At 46.5% G+C, this 16,942-nt stretch carries 15 protein-coding genes; 3 read left to right on the top strand and 12 right to left on the bottom strand.

Going from position 1 to position 16,942, the window contains the following annotated elements:
* On the top strand, nt 1–1,107 hold a 1,107-nt coding region (locus AACZ11_RS10365; protein WP_290627174.1), incomplete at its 5' end, for a T9SS type A sorting domain-containing protein.
* A 47-nt stretch (nt 1,108–1,154) separates the two neighbouring features.
* Here the strand turns inward: AACZ11_RS10365 and AACZ11_RS10370 are convergent.
* Nucleotides 1,155–1,907 carry a CDP-alcohol phosphatidyltransferase family protein gene (locus AACZ11_RS10370; RefSeq protein WP_290627176.1) on the bottom strand — a complete coding sequence of 251 codons (753 nt, stop codon included), beginning with the start codon at nt 1,905–1,907 and terminating at the stop codon, nt 1,155–1,157.
* A 210-nt stretch (nt 1,908–2,117) separates the two neighbouring features.
* On the opposite strand from AACZ11_RS10370, the gene AACZ11_RS10375 reads away from it, so the two are divergent.
* A complete protein-coding gene (locus tag AACZ11_RS10375) occupies nt 2,118–3,101 on the top strand; it encodes a PorV/PorQ family protein (protein ID WP_290627223.1) in 984 nt (327 codons plus the stop codon).
* A 37-nt stretch (nt 3,102–3,138) separates the two neighbouring features.
* Entirely contained in the window at nt 3,139–4,323 is a 1,185-nt protein-coding gene (locus tag AACZ11_RS10380; RefSeq protein WP_290627178.1) for a DUF4105 domain-containing protein, read from the top strand.
* Between the two features lie 53 nt (nt 4,324–4,376).
* Here the strand turns inward: AACZ11_RS10380 and AACZ11_RS10385 are convergent, their stop codons facing one another.
* The 11 genes from AACZ11_RS10385 to AACZ11_RS10435 are packed head-to-tail and all read right to left on the bottom strand — an operon-like array spanning nt 4,377 to nt 16,939.
* Nucleotides 4,377–5,771 carry a sugar transferase gene (locus AACZ11_RS10385; RefSeq protein WP_290627180.1) on the bottom strand — a complete coding sequence of 465 codons (1,395 nt, stop codon included), beginning with the start codon at nt 5,769–5,771 and terminating at the stop codon, nt 4,377–4,379.
* Between the two features lie 36 nt (nt 5,772–5,807).
* On the bottom strand, nt 5,808–6,827 hold the full coding sequence (locus AACZ11_RS10390; protein WP_290627182.1) for a glycosyltransferase family 4 protein: 1,020 nt from the start codon (nt 6,825–6,827) through the stop codon (nt 5,808–5,810).
* Nucleotides 6,793–8,148, bottom strand: a complete 1,356-nt coding sequence (locus AACZ11_RS10395) for an O-antigen ligase family protein (protein WP_290627184.1) — start codon at nt 8,146–8,148, stop codon at nt 6,793–6,795. Before AACZ11_RS10395 ends, AACZ11_RS10390 begins: the two co-directional genes overlap by 35 nt.
* Nucleotides 8,145–9,206, bottom strand: a complete 1,062-nt coding sequence (locus tag AACZ11_RS10400) for a glycosyltransferase (protein WP_290627186.1) — start codon at nt 9,204–9,206, stop codon at nt 8,145–8,147. Before AACZ11_RS10400 ends, AACZ11_RS10395 begins: the two co-directional genes overlap by 4 nt.
* Nucleotides 9,203–10,318, bottom strand: coding sequence for a glycosyltransferase (locus AACZ11_RS10405; protein WP_290627188.1), 1,116 nt, complete (start codon nt 10,316–10,318; stop codon nt 9,203–9,205). The genes AACZ11_RS10400 and AACZ11_RS10405 overlap by 4 nt, the downstream gene beginning before the upstream one ends.
* The gene (locus AACZ11_RS10410; RefSeq protein ID WP_290627190.1) at nt 10,315–11,445 is read right to left on the bottom strand and encodes a glycosyltransferase family 4 protein; all 1,131 of its coding nucleotides are present in this window, start codon (nt 11,443–11,445) and stop codon (nt 10,315–10,317) included. Before AACZ11_RS10410 ends, AACZ11_RS10405 begins: the two co-directional genes overlap by 4 nt.
* Nucleotides 11,445–12,815: a UDP-glycosyltransferase gene (locus tag AACZ11_RS10415; RefSeq protein WP_290627192.1), complete on the bottom strand. Its 1,371-nt coding sequence runs from the start codon at nt 12,813–12,815 to the stop codon at nt 11,445–11,447. The genes AACZ11_RS10410 and AACZ11_RS10415 overlap by 1 nt, the downstream gene beginning before the upstream one ends.
* Nucleotides 12,816–14,039, bottom strand: coding sequence for a hypothetical protein (locus AACZ11_RS10420; protein ID WP_290627194.1), 1,224 nt, complete (start codon nt 14,037–14,039; stop codon nt 12,816–12,818).
* Nucleotides 14,029–15,147: a dTDP-4-amino-4,6-dideoxygalactose transaminase gene (rffA, locus tag AACZ11_RS10425; RefSeq protein ID WP_290627196.1), complete on the bottom strand. Its 1,119-nt coding sequence runs from the start codon at nt 15,145–15,147 to the stop codon at nt 14,029–14,031. Before rffA ends, AACZ11_RS10420 begins: the two co-directional genes overlap by 11 nt.
* Nucleotides 15,144–16,016, bottom strand: coding sequence for a formyltransferase family protein (locus tag AACZ11_RS10430; RefSeq protein ID WP_290627198.1), 873 nt, complete (start codon nt 16,014–16,016; stop codon nt 15,144–15,146). The genes rffA and AACZ11_RS10430 overlap by 4 nt, the downstream gene beginning before the upstream one ends.
* Nucleotides 16,013–16,939, bottom strand: a complete 927-nt coding sequence (locus tag AACZ11_RS10435) for a glycosyltransferase family 2 protein (protein WP_339832387.1) — start codon at nt 16,937–16,939, stop codon at nt 16,013–16,015. Before AACZ11_RS10435 ends, AACZ11_RS10430 begins: the two co-directional genes overlap by 4 nt.
* Nucleotides 16,940–16,942: the final 3 nt, after the last annotated feature.

A 16,942-nucleotide genomic window follows, 5' to 3' on the forward strand; every position in this document is an offset into this window, starting at 1 on the left:
CAAACCACCATTGGTACATCGACCACTGAGGATGGCGACGGCGATATTTGGTTTACCTACAGCGGCACTTCAGGCTATGCCATACAAATACCCAACGGCGACTATCAGGACTACAATGCTTGGGTGATCTGGGACAATACCAACTCCCATCCCGCACTTCAATTTCCTGAAGAAATAGAGGCTACCACAGACGGACATGTGTTTATACGAGGCTCGGGGGTCAATACTTTTATGTATGATAAAGTAGATAACACTTGGACACTGTTCGATCTTTCCAATGGCTTAACGGGTGCCCCCATTTGCCTAACAGGATACGGAACGAAGATGTACATTGGTCATTACCAAGGGATCGATATTTACGAAGCAGGTGCATGGACAACCATGGACCTCACTCCTCAGGGAATTGAACATGTACAGGACATTCAGTTTGACAGCACCAATGCTATGTGGTTGGCCACAACAACAGGACTTTGGAAATACGACGGAAGCACATGGACCAACTGGAACACAACGAACAGCAATATCGCAGCAGACTATGTCACTGCGATCGATATTGACAGCAATGATAGCATTTATATAAGTGCGCATAATACGCAAATCTGGCCGTACTATGGTGGAATTTCTTACTTCGACGGGACGGGCACTACTTTTACCACCTTCCTGGCAGCAGACTCTCCGTTGGCGCACAAGCAAGTGGAAGATATTGAAGTGGATTCCTTCGGAAATATCTGGGCACTCACCCAAAGTGAAGGTTTCAGTATTTACAACCCCAATGGGATCGCCGGTTTTGAATGTGTGGATCGCTCATTGGAACGTCTCCTGAGTGTGCCGGACTTGGCCGCTTCACATAATGGATTGGAAGGGATCAGTTTCCCTAATCCGTTCGAAAAGACAACTACCCTCGCTTTTACAGTCCCCGATTCAAGTCCGGTCACTATAATGGTGCACGATCTATTGGGTCGTGAGATACAACGCAAGGATTTAAAGGAAGTGGTCCCCGGGGAAAACAGAACAGTACTTGACATGACAGGCAAAGAAAGTGGCATTTACTTTTGTACCATTACTTCCGGAAAGCGCAGTATTACACTTAAGCTGATAAAAGAATAAAGGATACTCAGGAATCTCCTGATTTTCCGCCGAACATTACCATGGCGTTAGTGTGCTGCTAGTGGCTGCTTCCAAAACAGCGACAATACCATATACCACACAATGATCACGGGGATCGCTATAAACCGAAGCAACACAATTGCCAACACGCAACCCGCCAGAAAGATATACCGCAAGGCATTCGATTTCAGGTCCCAGCTCTTGAACTTAAGAGCGAATAACGGGAGTTCGGCGTTCAGTAAAAAGCAGCTTACGGCGGTGAGCCCCATAAGAAACCAAGGATGCAACAATACGGAAGCGGCGGCTTCCGTAAATTGAAAATGTAGGATCAACGGAATACTTAGAATAAGCAAGGCGTTCGCCGGTGTGGGTAATCCGATAAAACTTGTCGTTTGCCTCGTATCCACATTAAACTTTGCCAGTCGGTACGCCGATGCAACAGCTATGAGCAATCCTACAAAGGGCAAGTACATACGCAAGGAACTGTTCCAAGCCCCTTCATCGAACATCGTGGTGATGGATAGTTCGGTACCGAAGAAAGACAAATGCAACAACTGGACCATCACCAAGGCAGGTGCCACCCCACTTGTCACAACATCGGCCAGAGAGTCGAGTTCAAGACCTACTTTGCTTTGAGCTTTTAAGAGTCTCGCCGCGAGACCATCGAAGAAATCGAAGAAGATTCCGAAGAAAACAAAGAATGCTGCCGTTACCATATCGCCGGAAATCGCGAATAAAATGGCCACACAACCACATAGCAGATTAAGCGATGTGATGATATTTGGGATCTGTTTTACCATAATTTTTGATCAATACTGTAAAAATAGGAAAGTATTCGCGTCTAACCCTATAATTGTACAATATGTCGCCAAAAATATAGTTTAGTATTCTGTAAAATAGTGAGATATTTGCGCAAAATTAAACGCTTGAAAAAGAAGGCCCTTTTCATTTTATTTTTTATTTCGCTCACCACAGTAGCTCAAACGGTTCGTAAGTACTCTAACGAATTTATGAATATTGGGGTCGATGCGGCTGCTTTCGGAATGGCAAATGCCGTGGTGGCTTCTACCAAAGATGTGAATTCGGTCTACTGGAATCCTGCCGGACTCGTAAATTTGGAAGAAAAGGAACTCTCCCTCATGCATGCTTCCTACTTTGCCAACATCGCAAACTATGATTATGCCGGCTTCGCCATGCCACTTGATAATGAAAGTGCTGTGGGTTTCTCTGTGATACGCTTTGGGGTGGATGATATCCTGAACACAACGCAATTGATCGATGAACAGGGTAATATCGATTATAACCGAATTAGTTTATTCTCTACGGCCGATTACGGACTTACGTTTTCCTACGCCAGAAGGTTGCCGCTTGACGGACTCAATTTTGGAGTGAACGCCAAGGTGATCCGCCGGATCATTGGTGATTTCGCCTCCTCTTGGGGGTTTGGTCTGGATGCAGGCATACAGTTTGAAAAGAATGACTGGAAGTTTGGGCTCATGGCGCGAGACATCACCACTACTTTTAACGCCTGGTCTATTGACGAAGAGAAATTTGCCGATATCGCAGGTGCGGTCGAAGGTCAAAACCAAGAACTTCCTGAAAATACCGAGATCACCATTCCTAAGTTACAACTGGGAGTTGCTCGTACTTTTATATTTCACTACGATTTTTCCTTACTAACGGAAGTAGACCTCAATTTCCGATTTGCAGAGACCAATGACATCGTCTCGACATCCTTTGCCAGCATCGATCCGGCCGTTGGATTTGAATTTGGATATATTGACATGGTCTTTGTGCGTGGCGGCGTAGGGAATTTTCAAAATATAACACAGTTGGACGGCAGTGATTCGGTAGGGTTTCAACCCAACATAGGTGTGGGCTTCAAATACAAGGGAATACAAGTAGATTACGCCTTGACCGATATTGGCGATCAAAGTGCTGCCTTGTACAGCAATGTGTTTTCAGTAAAATTGGATTGGAGCATCTTTAGATGATCCCTTCCGAAGTAATTTAAAAAAGGCCTCTTCCTTTATGAAAAAACTCTACATTCTCGCGTTTTTTTTATTTCTGAAAAGTGCTGTCTTTGCACAATCATTTACACTTTCTGAAGCAGCAGAAGTAAGTATCTTAACAGTAGGTCCCGGAGAGCAGTTGTATGATAAGTTTGGTCATAGTGCCTTTCGGATCAACGACCCTGCCAACGGTATAGACATTGTTTATAACTACGGGGTATACGATTTCGATACGCCCAATTTCTATACAAAATTCGCCCGCGGTAAACTGCTCTATAAGTTAGGCGTAAGCTATTATGAACCCTTCCTTGCGATGTACATCGCCCAAAACCGGTGGGTGAAGGAACAAACACTGGAACTTTCTTATGTGCAGAAACGTGCGGTCTTCAACTACCTGCAGGAAAATGCGCTTCCGGAAAATCAATATTACAAATACGATTTCTTTTACGATAATTGTGCTACGAAGATTCGCGACGTATTGGTAGCTTCGCTCGGAGATGCCATCAATTATACCGATACCTATGTTGACGAACCACATACCTTTCGTGAATTGATCCAGCAAAACGTGTATTGGAATAGTTGGGGAAGCCTGGGCATGGATGTGGCGATTGGAGCGGTTGTGGACATAGAAGCTTCGCCTTGGGAACATCAATTTCTTCCGGAATACATCTTTGAAGCTGCAAAAGCAGCTACGATACAAACACCTGCCGGATCTCAACCCCTTGTTGCAGAAACTAAGGTGCTATTTCAAAATACACCTAAAGAAGAAAACACCCACTTTTTTACGAGTCCGTTGTTCGTTTTTATGCTTATAGCGATGTTCATTCTCGGGATGACGATGAAAGACATTCGAAAGAACACACGCTGCAGAAGACTGGACGGCATTTTATTCTTTGTTACAGGTTTGATAGGATTCTTCCTATTGCTATTATGGCTGGCGACAGACCACACCGCCACAGCGAACAATTACAATATGTTGTGGGCCTTTCCGGTAAACCTGCTATTGGCTTTCTATATGGCGAAAAGGAACCCTCCTGTATGGCTTCGTCGTTATCTCATTTTCTTATTATTACTATTGATCATGGTGGTAATCCATTGGTTCACCGGGGTACAGGAATTTGCCTACGCATTCATACCCCTCTTTGTTGCCATGGCCGTACGCTATGTGTTTGTGATCAACTACCTGAAGAAACAGACGCTTTAACATTGTGGTAGAAAAGTGAGTGAATTAGTGAATTTGCGCAACTTGCAATCCTGTTACTGTCCCCTGTAGAAAATGATGGTACTCAAGGTTTTTATCACAATACTGATATCCAAGAACAGGCTGCGTCGCTTGATATAGTAGAGATCGTATTGTAATTTCTCCAAAGCATCCTCCTGGGTCATCCCGTACTTGGCGTTCACCTGTGCCCAGCCGGTCACTCCCGGTTTCACCAAATGCCGCACTTCGTAAAATGGGATCTTTTCTGAAAGTTCCTTTACAAATACAGGCCGTTCCGGCCGGGGACCTATCACGCTCATATCCCCTTTTATCACATTGATGAATTGCGGTATCTCATCGAAACGAGACCTACGTAAGAAGCGTCCGAACTTAGTGACACGTACGTCCTTGTGTTCTGCGAACTGTGCACCGTGTTTCTCGGCATCGCGCACCATGCTTCGCAATTTATAGATCCTGAAATGCCTTCCATTCCTACCTACCCGCATCTGTGTATAGAACAACGGACCTCTGTTGGCGAAGAGATTTCCTATAAGAATGAGGGGAAAGATCACGAGACCGAAAACCAGCCCTATCAAGGAAAAAAGCAGGTCTAAAACCCGATGAAAAAACAGGTATAGTTTGTTCTGATTGCTTCGGCTGAAAGGGAAATAACGGTAGAAATCCTTGTCAACATGCTGCACCGGCACGCGACGGTTTATCTCTTCGTAAACTTGGGTATATTCCCGTATCGCAATCCCGTTCTCTAACAGGGCAATTAGCTCATTGTAGAGTTCTACGGTCATTCCGGAGGTATGTGGGGTAGCTACGACAATTTCAGAGATCCCTAGTTCCGACAAGGTATCTGCTACGTTTAAAATTTGAATATCATGAAGTCCGGGATACTTTTCAGAAATATAGCGAACCGAATCGGTATTGATATAACCAATTACCTTGTAATTAGGATCGGAGCGTTGTAGCGATTCGATGATGATGTCTAATTCACGTGCATTGCCTACCAACACCACCTTTTTAAAGAACCGTGGCGCAGATATTAAGACGATATAGGCATAGCGCCATAGAAATAACGATAGATTGATGGCAATATAGAAGTAGATGATCTGTAATCGATTGGCAGGTAAGGCAGGTGTGAAAAAAGGAGTGAGTAGGTAAAAGAGGACCGTGACCGATGACGTAAGAATGATGTTTTGCACGACCACTTCAAACTTGCTGGCCTTTTGAAGGTTGTACAATTCGAAAATGGTGGCAAATATGGTAAGGTATACCGCCAAAACGATCGACCAAACCCAGTGATCAGCATTGATCTTAAAATAATCAAAATTGAACACCAAGCCTACCAAATACAATGCAGAGAGTACGGATGCGATATCAAAAAGACGGAGCAAGATCTTACGTTCGGAAATATCAAAATGGATATTCGACTTCTGGGACATGGGGTTGGGTTTAGCTCGATAAATGTAGCTATTTATTTATTGGTTTAAAAGGGTAACCCACGCTTGTTTAACAACTTGCCAATCGAAGGCAGTTACCTTCGCTCTTCCATTGCGGGATAATTTGCTCGCCAAGGATGCATCGGCGAGCACTTGCACCACGGTCTTCGTGAAGGCATTTGCATCGTTAGGTGGTACCAACAGTGCATCTTCCTCGTGGGTAAGCAGGTGCGGGATACCGCCTACATTTGTCGAAATTACAGGTAAGCCAAGGGCCATCGCCTCCAGGACACTTACCGGGGTATTGTCGAAGTTGGTGGTATTTATAAAAATATCATATTCCTTGGCCCGGTCCACCCATGCTTCTTTCTTTAGCAATCCGGTGAAGATCACCGGCAACCCCTTATCTCTTGCGATCGCTTTACATCGCTCCAGCGATCCGTCCTTCTCCGGCCCTACCATACATAACTGTGCATCGAATCCCATCGTTATCAATTGTTCGAGTACGTCCAATGCAAGTTTCGGATGGTAGATTTCTGAAAAAGAACGCACCCATAACAATCTTGGTTGTATCTCCTTCCGAAGCACAAAGGGATATTGATCCAGTTCCAGTGTGTTCGGAATGAAGGTGAGGTTCTTATATCCTGAAGTTTTAAAGGCTTCAAGCAGATACTGCGACGGACAAACATTCGTCTTCGCTCCTGTGAAGAGCTTTCGGGATAAATGAGGGCTTTTCTTAAGGCGTTGCGGTAGATCGCCACCCCGCAGGATGGGGATATAGGGCACCTGTAACATTCGACACAGACGGGCAACCGCGACGGCATAATAAAAATTCTGAGTACTATAGGTATCGATCAAGACAACAGAGGAGGTTGGCGCATAGCGCAGGGTCTTCCACAACATGTCCAACATCCGAAGCATTTTATGTGACACCGAAGACGCTGTTCGCACCACAAAACCTTCCTTTTCCAACAGAGTGCCCAATGTCTCGATAGAGGTTACCGTACTTCCTTTTTTGGACAGCTTATTTCCTATGTAGAGCAGGTTTCTTCTTGACATCGATGATTGAGATTAGACAAAGGCCATATATAAAGGCCGGTGCAGCAATTCGCATGGAAGAGTGATTGATCGTGAGGAACCAAAAGATAAAAAAGGCAAAGAAATACAGATTCGACCGATCCCTAATTCGAAACAGCAAGGGGGTGAACACCAGCACCATAAGTGCAAACAATCCGAAGACGCCGTGCTCCGACAGGATACGACTTATCTCACTGTGTGTGGCTACGATACGCCCTGTCTTTTCTTTACGGAACTCGCGTATCTTCCCCACGCCAATTCCGGTAAACGGATGTTCCAAAAAGGTCTTCACCTCGCCTGTCACCAGCTCAGCCCTCCCGGTAGTGACATCTTCCTTTTCGCGCCCCGCAGCATCCTGATTGGCATACCGCTTATCGATAAGACCGTAGGTTGAGATGGATGTGAAGACCCAGGTGACTACAATACATCCTGCAATGATAGCGGCTTTTGGCAACAGAGAGGAGCGCTCCCTTACATTGGCTTTATAGAAGTAATAGCTAAAAAAGATGAGGGCACACACCCCTGCCGTGATCACACCCCCTCTCGAAAAAGTGACTATACCTCGGTAACTCACGAAGATCAACAAACAGAGATCAATAAGATTAACCAGCCTGCTCTTAATGGTAAGCAACCGGCTGAAGAGTATGAACATCCCTAATCCTAAGATGGTCGATACCTGATTAGGTCCGAAGCCCCCGGAGGCTTCAAAATTAGATTGGGTGCCGGTCAATACATCCCGTATGTTAGGCGTGTAGACATACAAATAGGCAGCCATGGCTATTATGGGCAATAAGGCCGCCAATAAGATCTGATTAAGCCGTTCGGCAGGCATCTTTCGGTTATAGCAATACAGGGCTGAGATCGCCAAACACAAGGGTCCGCTCAAGTTAAAACTAATGGCGTTCATAAAATCGGTAGAATAATTGAGGTTGATCGCCGAAAATAGAATGCCGGGTACGAGAAAAAGAATGTAAAAGACATACGGCCAAGAGCGCCTCGTGAATCCTTTTAGGAACATCCCCAGAACCAAAAACCCGATCACCGCAAACTTTGCGAACTCATAGGTAAACGCCCCACCTGTCATTCTGGAAAACACCTCAAATCCCATGACATAAGCCGCCGCCAACAGCACCTCATCTTTCTTATTTCCGCCGGAAACGATACGATACAGAAAATACACCACAGCCCCGAAAAGAAAGAATTTGGATGTCGCTTCTACCAAGTAGATCGCAAACGCCATTCCAATATGCAACAGGAGCAATTGGATATAGGTAATCTTCTTTATGGGTTTTATCTTTCTCATGAAGTATACATACGCAACAAGATAGGCAAGACTGCCTCAAAACTATAGGTTTTTTTTATATGTTGCTGAAATTTATGTGCGAGGGCATCGCGCATTGCTTGATCCTCCAACAATTGCCGGATGCCCGTTGCTAATGCTTCAGGGTCTTGGGAAGGCACCAATAGGCCACGATCGCCCACGACTTCGGGGCATTGCCCAACTCGGGTACATACGACCGGAAGACCAGCCATCCCATATTCCAATAATGCAACGGGAAGTCCTTCGGAACGGGAAGAAAGGATGCCTATATCTGCCATACGAAGCAGTGACAGTACATTTCCTTGTGCTCCGTAAAAGTACACACCCGTCAATTCGTTCGATTTAACATAGTCTTCCAACGATTGCACATAAGCAGCTTCCTGACGAGCACCCACCAAGTGCAGTGTGACATTGGGATACTGTGGCAGGACGAGCTTATATGCAGTTAAGAGGTTAAGATGATCCTTTTGGGAACGTAGATTGGCCAAACAAAGCAAACGATATCCTTCTTCCCCCGGTAAGTGGTCCTCAGTGGCTTCTACGTTATCAATACTCACGAAGTTCTGCAGGTAGTTCACATGGCTACAGTGCAACTGTTCAAGCGCCCACGCCTTCAATGTCTCATTCACAGAAATAATACCATCAAAGTAACGGGAACAATATTTCAATACTTTGAACCTGCGCTGTGACACATGTTCACTATCCCCGTAATGATCATGCCATACCAATCGGACACCCGGGCTCATCTTCTTTGCGAGTGTGGCAAAGAAGTAACTGCTGGAATGGGCATGAACCACTTCTATCTTGTGGCGATGTATAAACCGCACGAGTTTTTGGAGCGCCAGCACATCGTAAGCAGTTCGCTTGTTGAGAAATACATATCCTACCTCGGGCGCTAAGGTTGCTTTCAATAGCCCTTCTTTACGCGTGGCACACAAAAAAGAATCATGGGAGGTACGGCTCAAGGCATTGGCCAGTGTGACGGCCATACGCTCCGCCCCTCCTGCATCCAAAGAATCGATTACTTGTAGCACTCTCATCGCAACATCTTTTTTAGTTCGTTCTCAAAGGCATCTAAGGTATATTGATGCGACCATTCCTGTGCCTTTCGGGCCATTTCCTGTAAAACCATGGGCTGTTGCACATGTGTCTCTAAGTTCGCTGCATCTTCATCCAGGTTCATCTCCAACAGAATACCGCGCTTGCCCTCGTCCAACATCCAAGGCACACAGGATACTCGTGAGACGACCGGAACTATGCCCCAAAACATGGCTTCGGCCACCACCTTGGGCCATCCTTCCGAACGCGAGGGTAAAAGCAGCAGATGACTTTGTTTATAGGCGTTCGTTACAATCGACGGCGGCTGATTCCCATGAAGGGTGACCAGACCTGTAAGCTGATGTACCTCGAGATAGGCAGCAAGGCTGTCTCGCTCAGACCCGTCACCATACATATCCAATGTACATTCAAAACCTCTAGCCCGTAAGGCTTCTAAAAGCGCCACGGCATACTGAGGTCGCTTCCCCGGTGTGAGCCCCCCTACATATAACAAGCGAAACGGCGGTTTGAAACTTGGTATTCGTACTGCCTCGATCTTCTGTTTGGGGTAACTGGCGGTAAAGAAGGGCTTTATATTGGAGGTCTGTTTTGGCCAATCTCCATAGACCAATACCTTCATATTGCGTGTAAGGAAGGTATTCTTAAGGATCCATCTCTGTAGGCGATAACTAAAGGGCTGTTTTGCCTGAGGATCCCAATTCCCTGCATACTTAGCCGTCTTGGGTCGCTTCGGAAAGAGGGGCTGCATCATACAGCCTACCAGACCTATCGTTCCCGGACATCGCAGGTGAATATGATCTGCCTTTCGCATGGCCTGAAAGATCTTCCATTTTATCACCGGGAGCCGAAACAACGCTAGCAAACCTTCAGATAAAGAGATAAAGGAAATAGCGGGGATCTCATGTAACCGTACATTCGGCGATGCATAAGCTTCATGAATGGCGTCCGGGCTATCCTTCCGCAGTGGAGCTACGAGCAATACTGTATCGGCATGTTTGAACCAAAGATTCATCTCCCGCACATACGGTCCGTAGGCATAGAGTTTACCGTCCTTCTTAAAATGCGGAGTATGTGTGATCACAGCAAGCTTCATGAGATCAGGGATGAATAAAACGATAGGTTCTCCTCTAAAATAGTGTTTTTATGGTAGTGTTCGCGCACCCGTTTCCCTGCCTGTTGCCCAAGTGCTCGGGCGGCTTCAGGGTGTTCGATACACCATAGGATCTTTGCCGCGATATCGTTAGGGTCATACACATCACATAACAATCCCGTCTTTCCGTGCTCGATCGTTTCAGGGCCGGGTCCATATTGTGAAAAGATCACCGGCTTTTCCAACGCCATGGCTTCCAAGGTCACCAAACCTTGTGTCTCCATATGCGATGGAAATACACACACGGTGGCTTCGGCATAACGCACATTTAAGGCGTCACGCGGAATGCTTCCGTGGAAGGTTACTTGTTCAAAATAGGAAGCATCGTAGGTATCCCGCAATCGCGCGATGTACGAATCGCCGTTGGGATAGTACCAATCCCTTCCGAAGAGATCCAACCGATAGTCCGGATATTGCTTGCGTACCATTGTAAAAGCTTCAATGAGTTGCCGTACTCCCTTTTTCTCACAGATGGTTCCGGCAAACAAAAGACTTTTCTTTACAGGGATCTCGCTGGGCAAATGATTCGGAATATCCACCGGATGATTGATCACGGTTACGGGTTTATTGTGATAACTAAGGTAGTTGGCCGTATGCGATTGTACGTATTTTGAAACCGCAATAAATCCATCCGCTTTTCGGAAAGATCGTTTTTCTAACAGATCCTTACGCCAATGGATACCTCTGTTTTCCGCTTCCGAAAAGAAATGATGTCCGCCGTGTAAGCGGATCACCTTTCTCGCCGGATGCGATGCGTAGAGCAATGCCAACCCTAATTCTGCCGACTCAATGATATCAATGGGTTCCCGGGTGTGTAGCGCCTGTAGTTTTTTGTTTAAATGGATCGCATTGTGGATAAATTCCGGAAGGATGCCTTTTTGTTGCTTCGGAAGGCGATACAGGCGAACACCTTCATCCTCCAGATACACTTCCTCCGATTCTTTCCCCGCGCCAACTACAGACACGTTATGCCCTCGTGCCACCAGCGCCCGTCCGAAGGTTTGCAAAAAGCTCCCAATGCCACCGGAGGACCACAGAGGATATTCATGAGAAAGAAATACGATATGCATTATAGTAACGCTTTTCTAATTTGTTCGGAAGCGGTGTCAGGATAGGCCACGATCGTGTTGAACCATTCACGAATTGCCGTCTCCGGTTGTTCCAGAGCTGTACCAACTACCGAAGCGATCTGCTCCCGATCATGAAGCCAAAATACGGCTTTTGGTGATGGCATACTCCGAAAATGCTGATATTTATAAATAGTGTTCACCGACCAATTAGGATCTTCCACGGTGTCATAGTTGATATATGCACAGGGTTTCCCGAACATCCCAAAATCGAAGGCCATGGTAGAGCCTACATTGATCACAAGATCGGCGTAATACGCAAGACTAACCAGCAGCTTTACATCCTCGTAGTCGGGATATACTGCCGACCAGCCAATGGCACGCTGATGCCAGAGGGGTGGCATGGGTACAATAAGGTTGGGATATTTTTTCAATACAGCGTCATACCGACCGGAAAGATCGACAGGACAGCGTCTGAAAATTAGTTGGGTTGAAGTTGCCATACCGCTTACGGTAAGTGCTTCGGCGAGGTCCTCCAAGTACTTTGGATCGTGGGGTGACGTACGTACATCATCCCCGGAAAAACAAATCAACTTTTTATCCGGATCCAGACCATAACGCGCATAGAATGTTTCCTTCGGAAGGATATTGGACGCATCCTTATAGAATTCGAATTGTGGCGTTCCGGTAACCTCAATTCGTTCGGCAGGTATCTCGGGATAGAATTGTTGCAGTTCCTGCCCCATATGTGGGGACCACACCAGATAGCGATCTGCTCGCAGTGCAAGCCGAGCTTTAGGAATATTATCCCACGAATAGATCACCGTGGCTGTCGGGATCCCAAGATCGGAAGCAGCTGCAAAGACTGCGGGTGCCTTTAGGGCACGTTGATGCGTACAAAACACCAGATCCGGAGCTTGTTTCCGCAACGCATCCTGAATGGTGTGATAAAAAGGATTCTTTCGAAGCATGGCAGCATACCGCGCTTCCAGCGAGAGAATGCGCGTATATGAACGCACAAAGCGTGCGGCGGTTCGCACCAGGGCATAAAAGGCCTTTTGTTTCAAAGTGCGTGCATTGTGCCTGGAGAAAACATGAATGGTTGGATTCTTCACCTGTGTTGCATTCCATCGGATACGCGACAGATGTATGAGTTCTCGCAGAAACTTCTCGCGCTTTTTTTCTGTATAAGAAGGTAATTGCATTTCAACATCAAACGGGACGTGTTGTGCAAGAGTCGCTACGGTATCGGGGTCGAAGTTATGCAGAAGGACCAACGAAGCCTCTCCGGTTGTAAAGACACCGGAATACAGATAATTCTTAACTCCGGTGCCATCGGGAACCAGTACTACTATTTTTTTTGAAGCTGCCAATTAACTAAGTTTTTGATAGAAGCCGTACAATCCGTACAAACATATAAGAATTATTACAAATGACTGCAAGGTTACGATCATTCGTGGAAGCGCTCCTTGCTTGACGGCTCTTGTATACGCTACAATAGCCAACAGGAACAACGCACCAAACCATCGCAGTTCCACAAATGAAATGATGATAAGTGCAAAGATAAGGATCATACATGCAAGCAACAGCGAAACATAGCCCGTAGGCGTGACGGTACGCGAGCGCATCCATTGACGGAATCCCAGCACCAGCAGTATGGGTAGCAACAATCCAATTTGTCGTGTGCTGTAAGTTACAATGTATACAAGGTCTTTGGCAAATTCCGTTGCAGTGAGCATCGGATCGAACGTAAGTCCCGAAAGGACCCCTTTTGGAAGCGCGTCCAACCCATTGGAGGCCAGGTAGGCATCTGTTTCCTCCCAACTCGGATGATTAAAATCAGGCAAACGACCTTCATTAACCTGAAGTTGTGCCAGATACTGTCGTTGTACCCAATTGGCCTCGGTGCCTTCCGGAGGAAGCTTGGCATCGTAGGAAAGTCCCGAACCGGCTCGCAAGGACGGCAGGTTCAGCAGTATAAAGATACCGATGAGAACGGCCGGCAGTCTTACGCTGCGCCATGCGATGCATTGTCGCTGAACCAACAGCCCTAGGGAAAACAAAACAACAGGCGCAAAGATAATGAGCAGTTCGCGGGTAAAAAAGGCAACGACCAAGGCCGCCGCTCCCAAAGTGAAAGAAGCTCGTTTACCACCCTCCAGCAAGAAATACGTTTCAGCATAGAATACGACCATGCACACAATAAACAAGGTATCGTTCACGCCCAATAGAAAATAACCCACCGTGGCATAAAAGAACAGGACCAAGGCATAGAAGTGAAGATCGCGAATCTTGCGATAGCTGAAGAAATACAGAATTAGCAAAAGAAACAAGAGCACATTCACCAAACGAAGTGCCACATATCCTTCCAGCACCTGTGCAACAGGTACTGCGACTAGCATATACGGAATGGAGATCCCCTTGCGTACCGCCGCATTCCAGCCTTGTTGTTCGACGAGTTTTAGGTCTTTGATAAATAGGGCTTCATCGCCTGAACCTACGGGTAGCTGTGAAAAATAAAGGATACCCGCCAAGGAATATATAGCGATCACACCATATAAGATCCACATAAGATATTGGGCGTATTTAGGCTTCATAAGCAAGTAAGGCATTGATCACAATATCCACATCCAATTCGTAAAAAAGCGGTAAGCGCAGCAAACAATCGGAATAGCGATCGCTTTCAGCTAGGGCTTCCCCTGTGTACTTCGCTTTAAAATACGGACTCTTATGCAGCGACTGATAATGGAATACGGCTAAAATATCGAGCGCCTTTAAATGTTGAATAAGCGAACTGCGCTGTTCAATGTCCTTACACACCACATAGTACATATGCGCATTGTTGGTCGTATGTTCCGGAATCTTGGGTTGTGCTATTTCATGAAAGGTAGCCCAATCACAAAGAGCAGAATGATAGCGCTCCCAGATATGTTTACGTCGGTTCTGAATATCCTGTAAACACTCTAGTTGCCCGAAGAGATAGGCAGCATTTAATTCACTGGGTAAAAACGACGACCCTATGTCGACCCATCCGTATTTATCGACTTCACCGCGAAAAAAAGCACTCCGGTTAGTGCCCTTCTCCCAAAGGATCTCGGCGCGTTCGGTAAAACGAGCATCGTTAATGGTCAACAACCCCCCTTCGCCACACTGAATGTTCTTGGTCTCGTGAAAGGAAAAGGCACCTAAATGCCCAAGGCTTCCCAGCACACGGCCCTTGTAGTAGCTGTCGATCGCTTGGGCAGCATCCTCTACCACAAACAAATCATGTGCATTGGCTAAGGGCATGATCGCATCCATATCGCAGGCAACACCGGCATAATGGACCACGACGATGGCCTTGGTCTTTTCATTGATAAGCGGTGCTATCAGAGAAGCATCCATACCGGGGTGATCGGTTTGGGAATCCACGAAGCGGATCACGGCACCACGTAGTTCAAACGCATTGGCCGTAGAGACAAACGTAAACGAGGGCATAATCACCTCATCTCCGGGTTGTATATCGAGCAAAAGTGCTGCCATTTCCAGGGCATCGGTACAACTGGTGGTGAGCAAGGCCTTTTTAAAACCATACGTATGGGTAAAGAACTGATGACATTGCTGTGAATAATATCCGTTTCCCGAGAGGTGTCCGCGAGAGAGCGCATCTGCTATGTAGGTAAGTTCCTTTCCCGAAAGATATGGTTTATTGAATGGAATGTTCATTGGCCAAAACGAATTCTAAAGGTGGTATCAAATGCTATGGGTTTAAAATCCATAGTAGCCATTTCATCTAAGCGCAATAATCCTTCTCCGCAGACCACTACGGGTTTTCCGTCATGCTTGAACAATACCTTGCCGATGTCTCTGTTCACGACGGGCACATCGTCGATGGCTGTGGCTTTCATGATTCGTATTTGTTTACCGTCGGCCCATGTTTTAGCTCCGTCATAAGGCGATCCTACTGCATCGATCATTCGCCCGATCTTAGGAGCGGGCCAGTCCCAGGACACGAAATAGTCCTTTGCATCCCTCCATAGACTATAACTTGCCTCAGATTCATCCTGTGGGACTGCCTTTAGATCGTCAACCAGTACTTTTTCCAACACCCGCTGTAATAGGGTACCGTAACAGCTACTTATTCTAGAGATCGCTTCCGCAATGGTAATGGGATACGTAATGGTGATCCTTTCTACATCTATAATTGCTCCTGTATCATAGGCTTCCTCACCCAAGAGCGCCGTAACTCCTATCTCGGTATCTCCCTCTATTAATGCAGTGACCAACGGATTGAAGCCTCTGTATTTTGGCAATAGTGAATCATGTAATACAATGAGCTGTTGCCCGGGCAGTGGATGGATCAACCTGCGCCAACCCATAGCTATAAGCACATTGGATGCTTCAGTGGGCGCATCATTGTAGGTTGCATTAAAATCTGATGCTTTGCAATAGGCTTCAATCTTTTTGGAATAGTCGTCCTTGACGCCGGAATCCGTCCCTATTACCACCGTATCGATGACGTTTCTGCATGCTCCCTGCAGCGCTTGTAACGCGCTGTAACCTTTCTCTCCTACTACGTAGCATGTCACCTTCATAGTCGTTCTTTTACAATGTAGGTGGGCCTATCCTTTACGTTCTCAAAGATCTTCCCTATGTACAAACCTACCACGCCCAGGATCAGGATAATGATCCCTGAAAGGAACCACAAAGAAAGGATCAATGAGGTGTATCCCAGCACTTCGATCTCTCCCTGATACCATTTGTACAATTGCACACAGGCGAAAAGAGAGGCCAATACCGTGATTATAAGGCCTAACTTGATGGTTAGCCGCAAAGGCTTGTCAGAATATGACAATATAATATCCAGCGACAGATTGAACAGTTTCTTTAACGTATAGCTAGACGTTCCTTCTTCACGCTTCGCATGGGGCACACCTATGGCGGTCTGCTTGTATCCTACCCATTTCACCATGGATGGAAAGAATCGGTTCTTTTCAGGCAAGGCGTTGATCGAAGCGATCACTTCCTTATGATAGATCCCGAAGTTCGCCACCGAGGCGTCGTATCGGGCTCCCGAAAGATAACTCAGGAAGCTGTAGAACATTCGAGAGAAGAATTTCTTGAAGAATCCGTCTTGGCGCTGCTCTCGTTTTGCAAGCACCACATCAAAACCTTCTTGGGCTTTCTTTAGTAGGTCGGGAATGGCTTCCGGCACATCCTGCAGGTCATAATCCATGACCACTACCCAATCTCCGGTCGCTGCTGCGAGTCCCGCTGAGATCGCATAATGCTGACCAAAATTCCGACTGAAGTTAATACCGCGTACCTTCGGATCCTCTCGGTGTAATTGTTTGATGACCTCCCAGGAAGCATCGGGACTCGCATCGTTCACCAAGATGAGCTCATGATCGGCTCCCAATGTCTTACAGGTAGCGATCACTCGTTGCGTGAGTTCTTTTAGGGTATGCTCTCCGTAATACACGGGTACAACGACCGATATTTTAGCTACGCGCTCCATAGG

Source organism: uncultured Altibacter sp. (assembly GCF_963972995.1).
Taxonomy (GTDB): domain Bacteria; phylum Bacteroidota; class Bacteroidia; order Flavobacteriales; family Flavobacteriaceae; genus Altibacter.

Bases quoted from the DNA above. Each gene is read 5' to 3' on its own strand.
- AACZ11_RS10375 (WP_290627223.1), top strand. From the start codon at position 2,118: ATGAATATTGGGGTCGATGCGGCTGCTTTCGGAATGGCAAATGCCGTG.
- AACZ11_RS10435 (WP_339832387.1), bottom strand. From the start codon at position 16,939: ATGGAGCGCGTAGCTAAAATATCGGTCGTTGTACCCGTGTATTACGGA.
- AACZ11_RS10405 (WP_290627188.1), bottom strand. From the start codon at position 10,318: ATGAAGCTTGCTGTGATCACACATACTCCGCATTTTAAGAAGGACGGT.
- AACZ11_RS10420 (WP_290627194.1), bottom strand. From the start codon at position 14,039: ATGAAGCCTAAATACGCCCAATATCTTATGTGGATCTTATATGGTGTG.
- AACZ11_RS10410 (WP_290627190.1), bottom strand. From the start codon at position 11,445: ATGCATATCGTATTTCTTTCTCATGAATATCCTCTGTGGTCCTCCGGT.
- AACZ11_RS10385 (WP_290627180.1), bottom strand. From the start codon at position 5,771: ATGTCCCAGAAGTCGAATATCCATTTTGATATTTCCGAACGTAAGATC.
- AACZ11_RS10430 (WP_290627198.1), bottom strand. From the start codon at position 16,016: ATGAAGGTGACATGCTACGTAGTAGGAGAGAAAGGTTACAGCGCGTTA.
- AACZ11_RS10390 (WP_290627182.1), bottom strand. From the start codon at position 6,827: ATGTCAAGAAGAAACCTGCTCTACATAGGAAATAAGCTGTCCAAAAAA.
- AACZ11_RS10380 (WP_290627178.1), top strand. From the start codon at position 3,139: ATGAAAAAACTCTACATTCTCGCGTTTTTTTTATTTCTGAAAAGTGCT.
- AACZ11_RS10400 (WP_290627186.1), bottom strand. From the start codon at position 9,206: ATGAGAGTGCTACAAGTAATCGATTCTTTGGATGCAGGAGGGGCGGAG.
- rffA (WP_290627196.1), bottom strand. From the start codon at position 15,147: ATGAACATTCCATTCAATAAACCATATCTTTCGGGAAAGGAACTTACC.
- AACZ11_RS10395 (WP_290627184.1), bottom strand. From the start codon at position 8,148: ATGAGAAAGATAAAACCCATAAAGAAGATTACCTATATCCAATTGCTC.
- AACZ11_RS10370 (WP_290627176.1), bottom strand. From the start codon at position 1,907: ATGGTAAAACAGATCCCAAATATCATCACATCGCTTAATCTGCTATGT.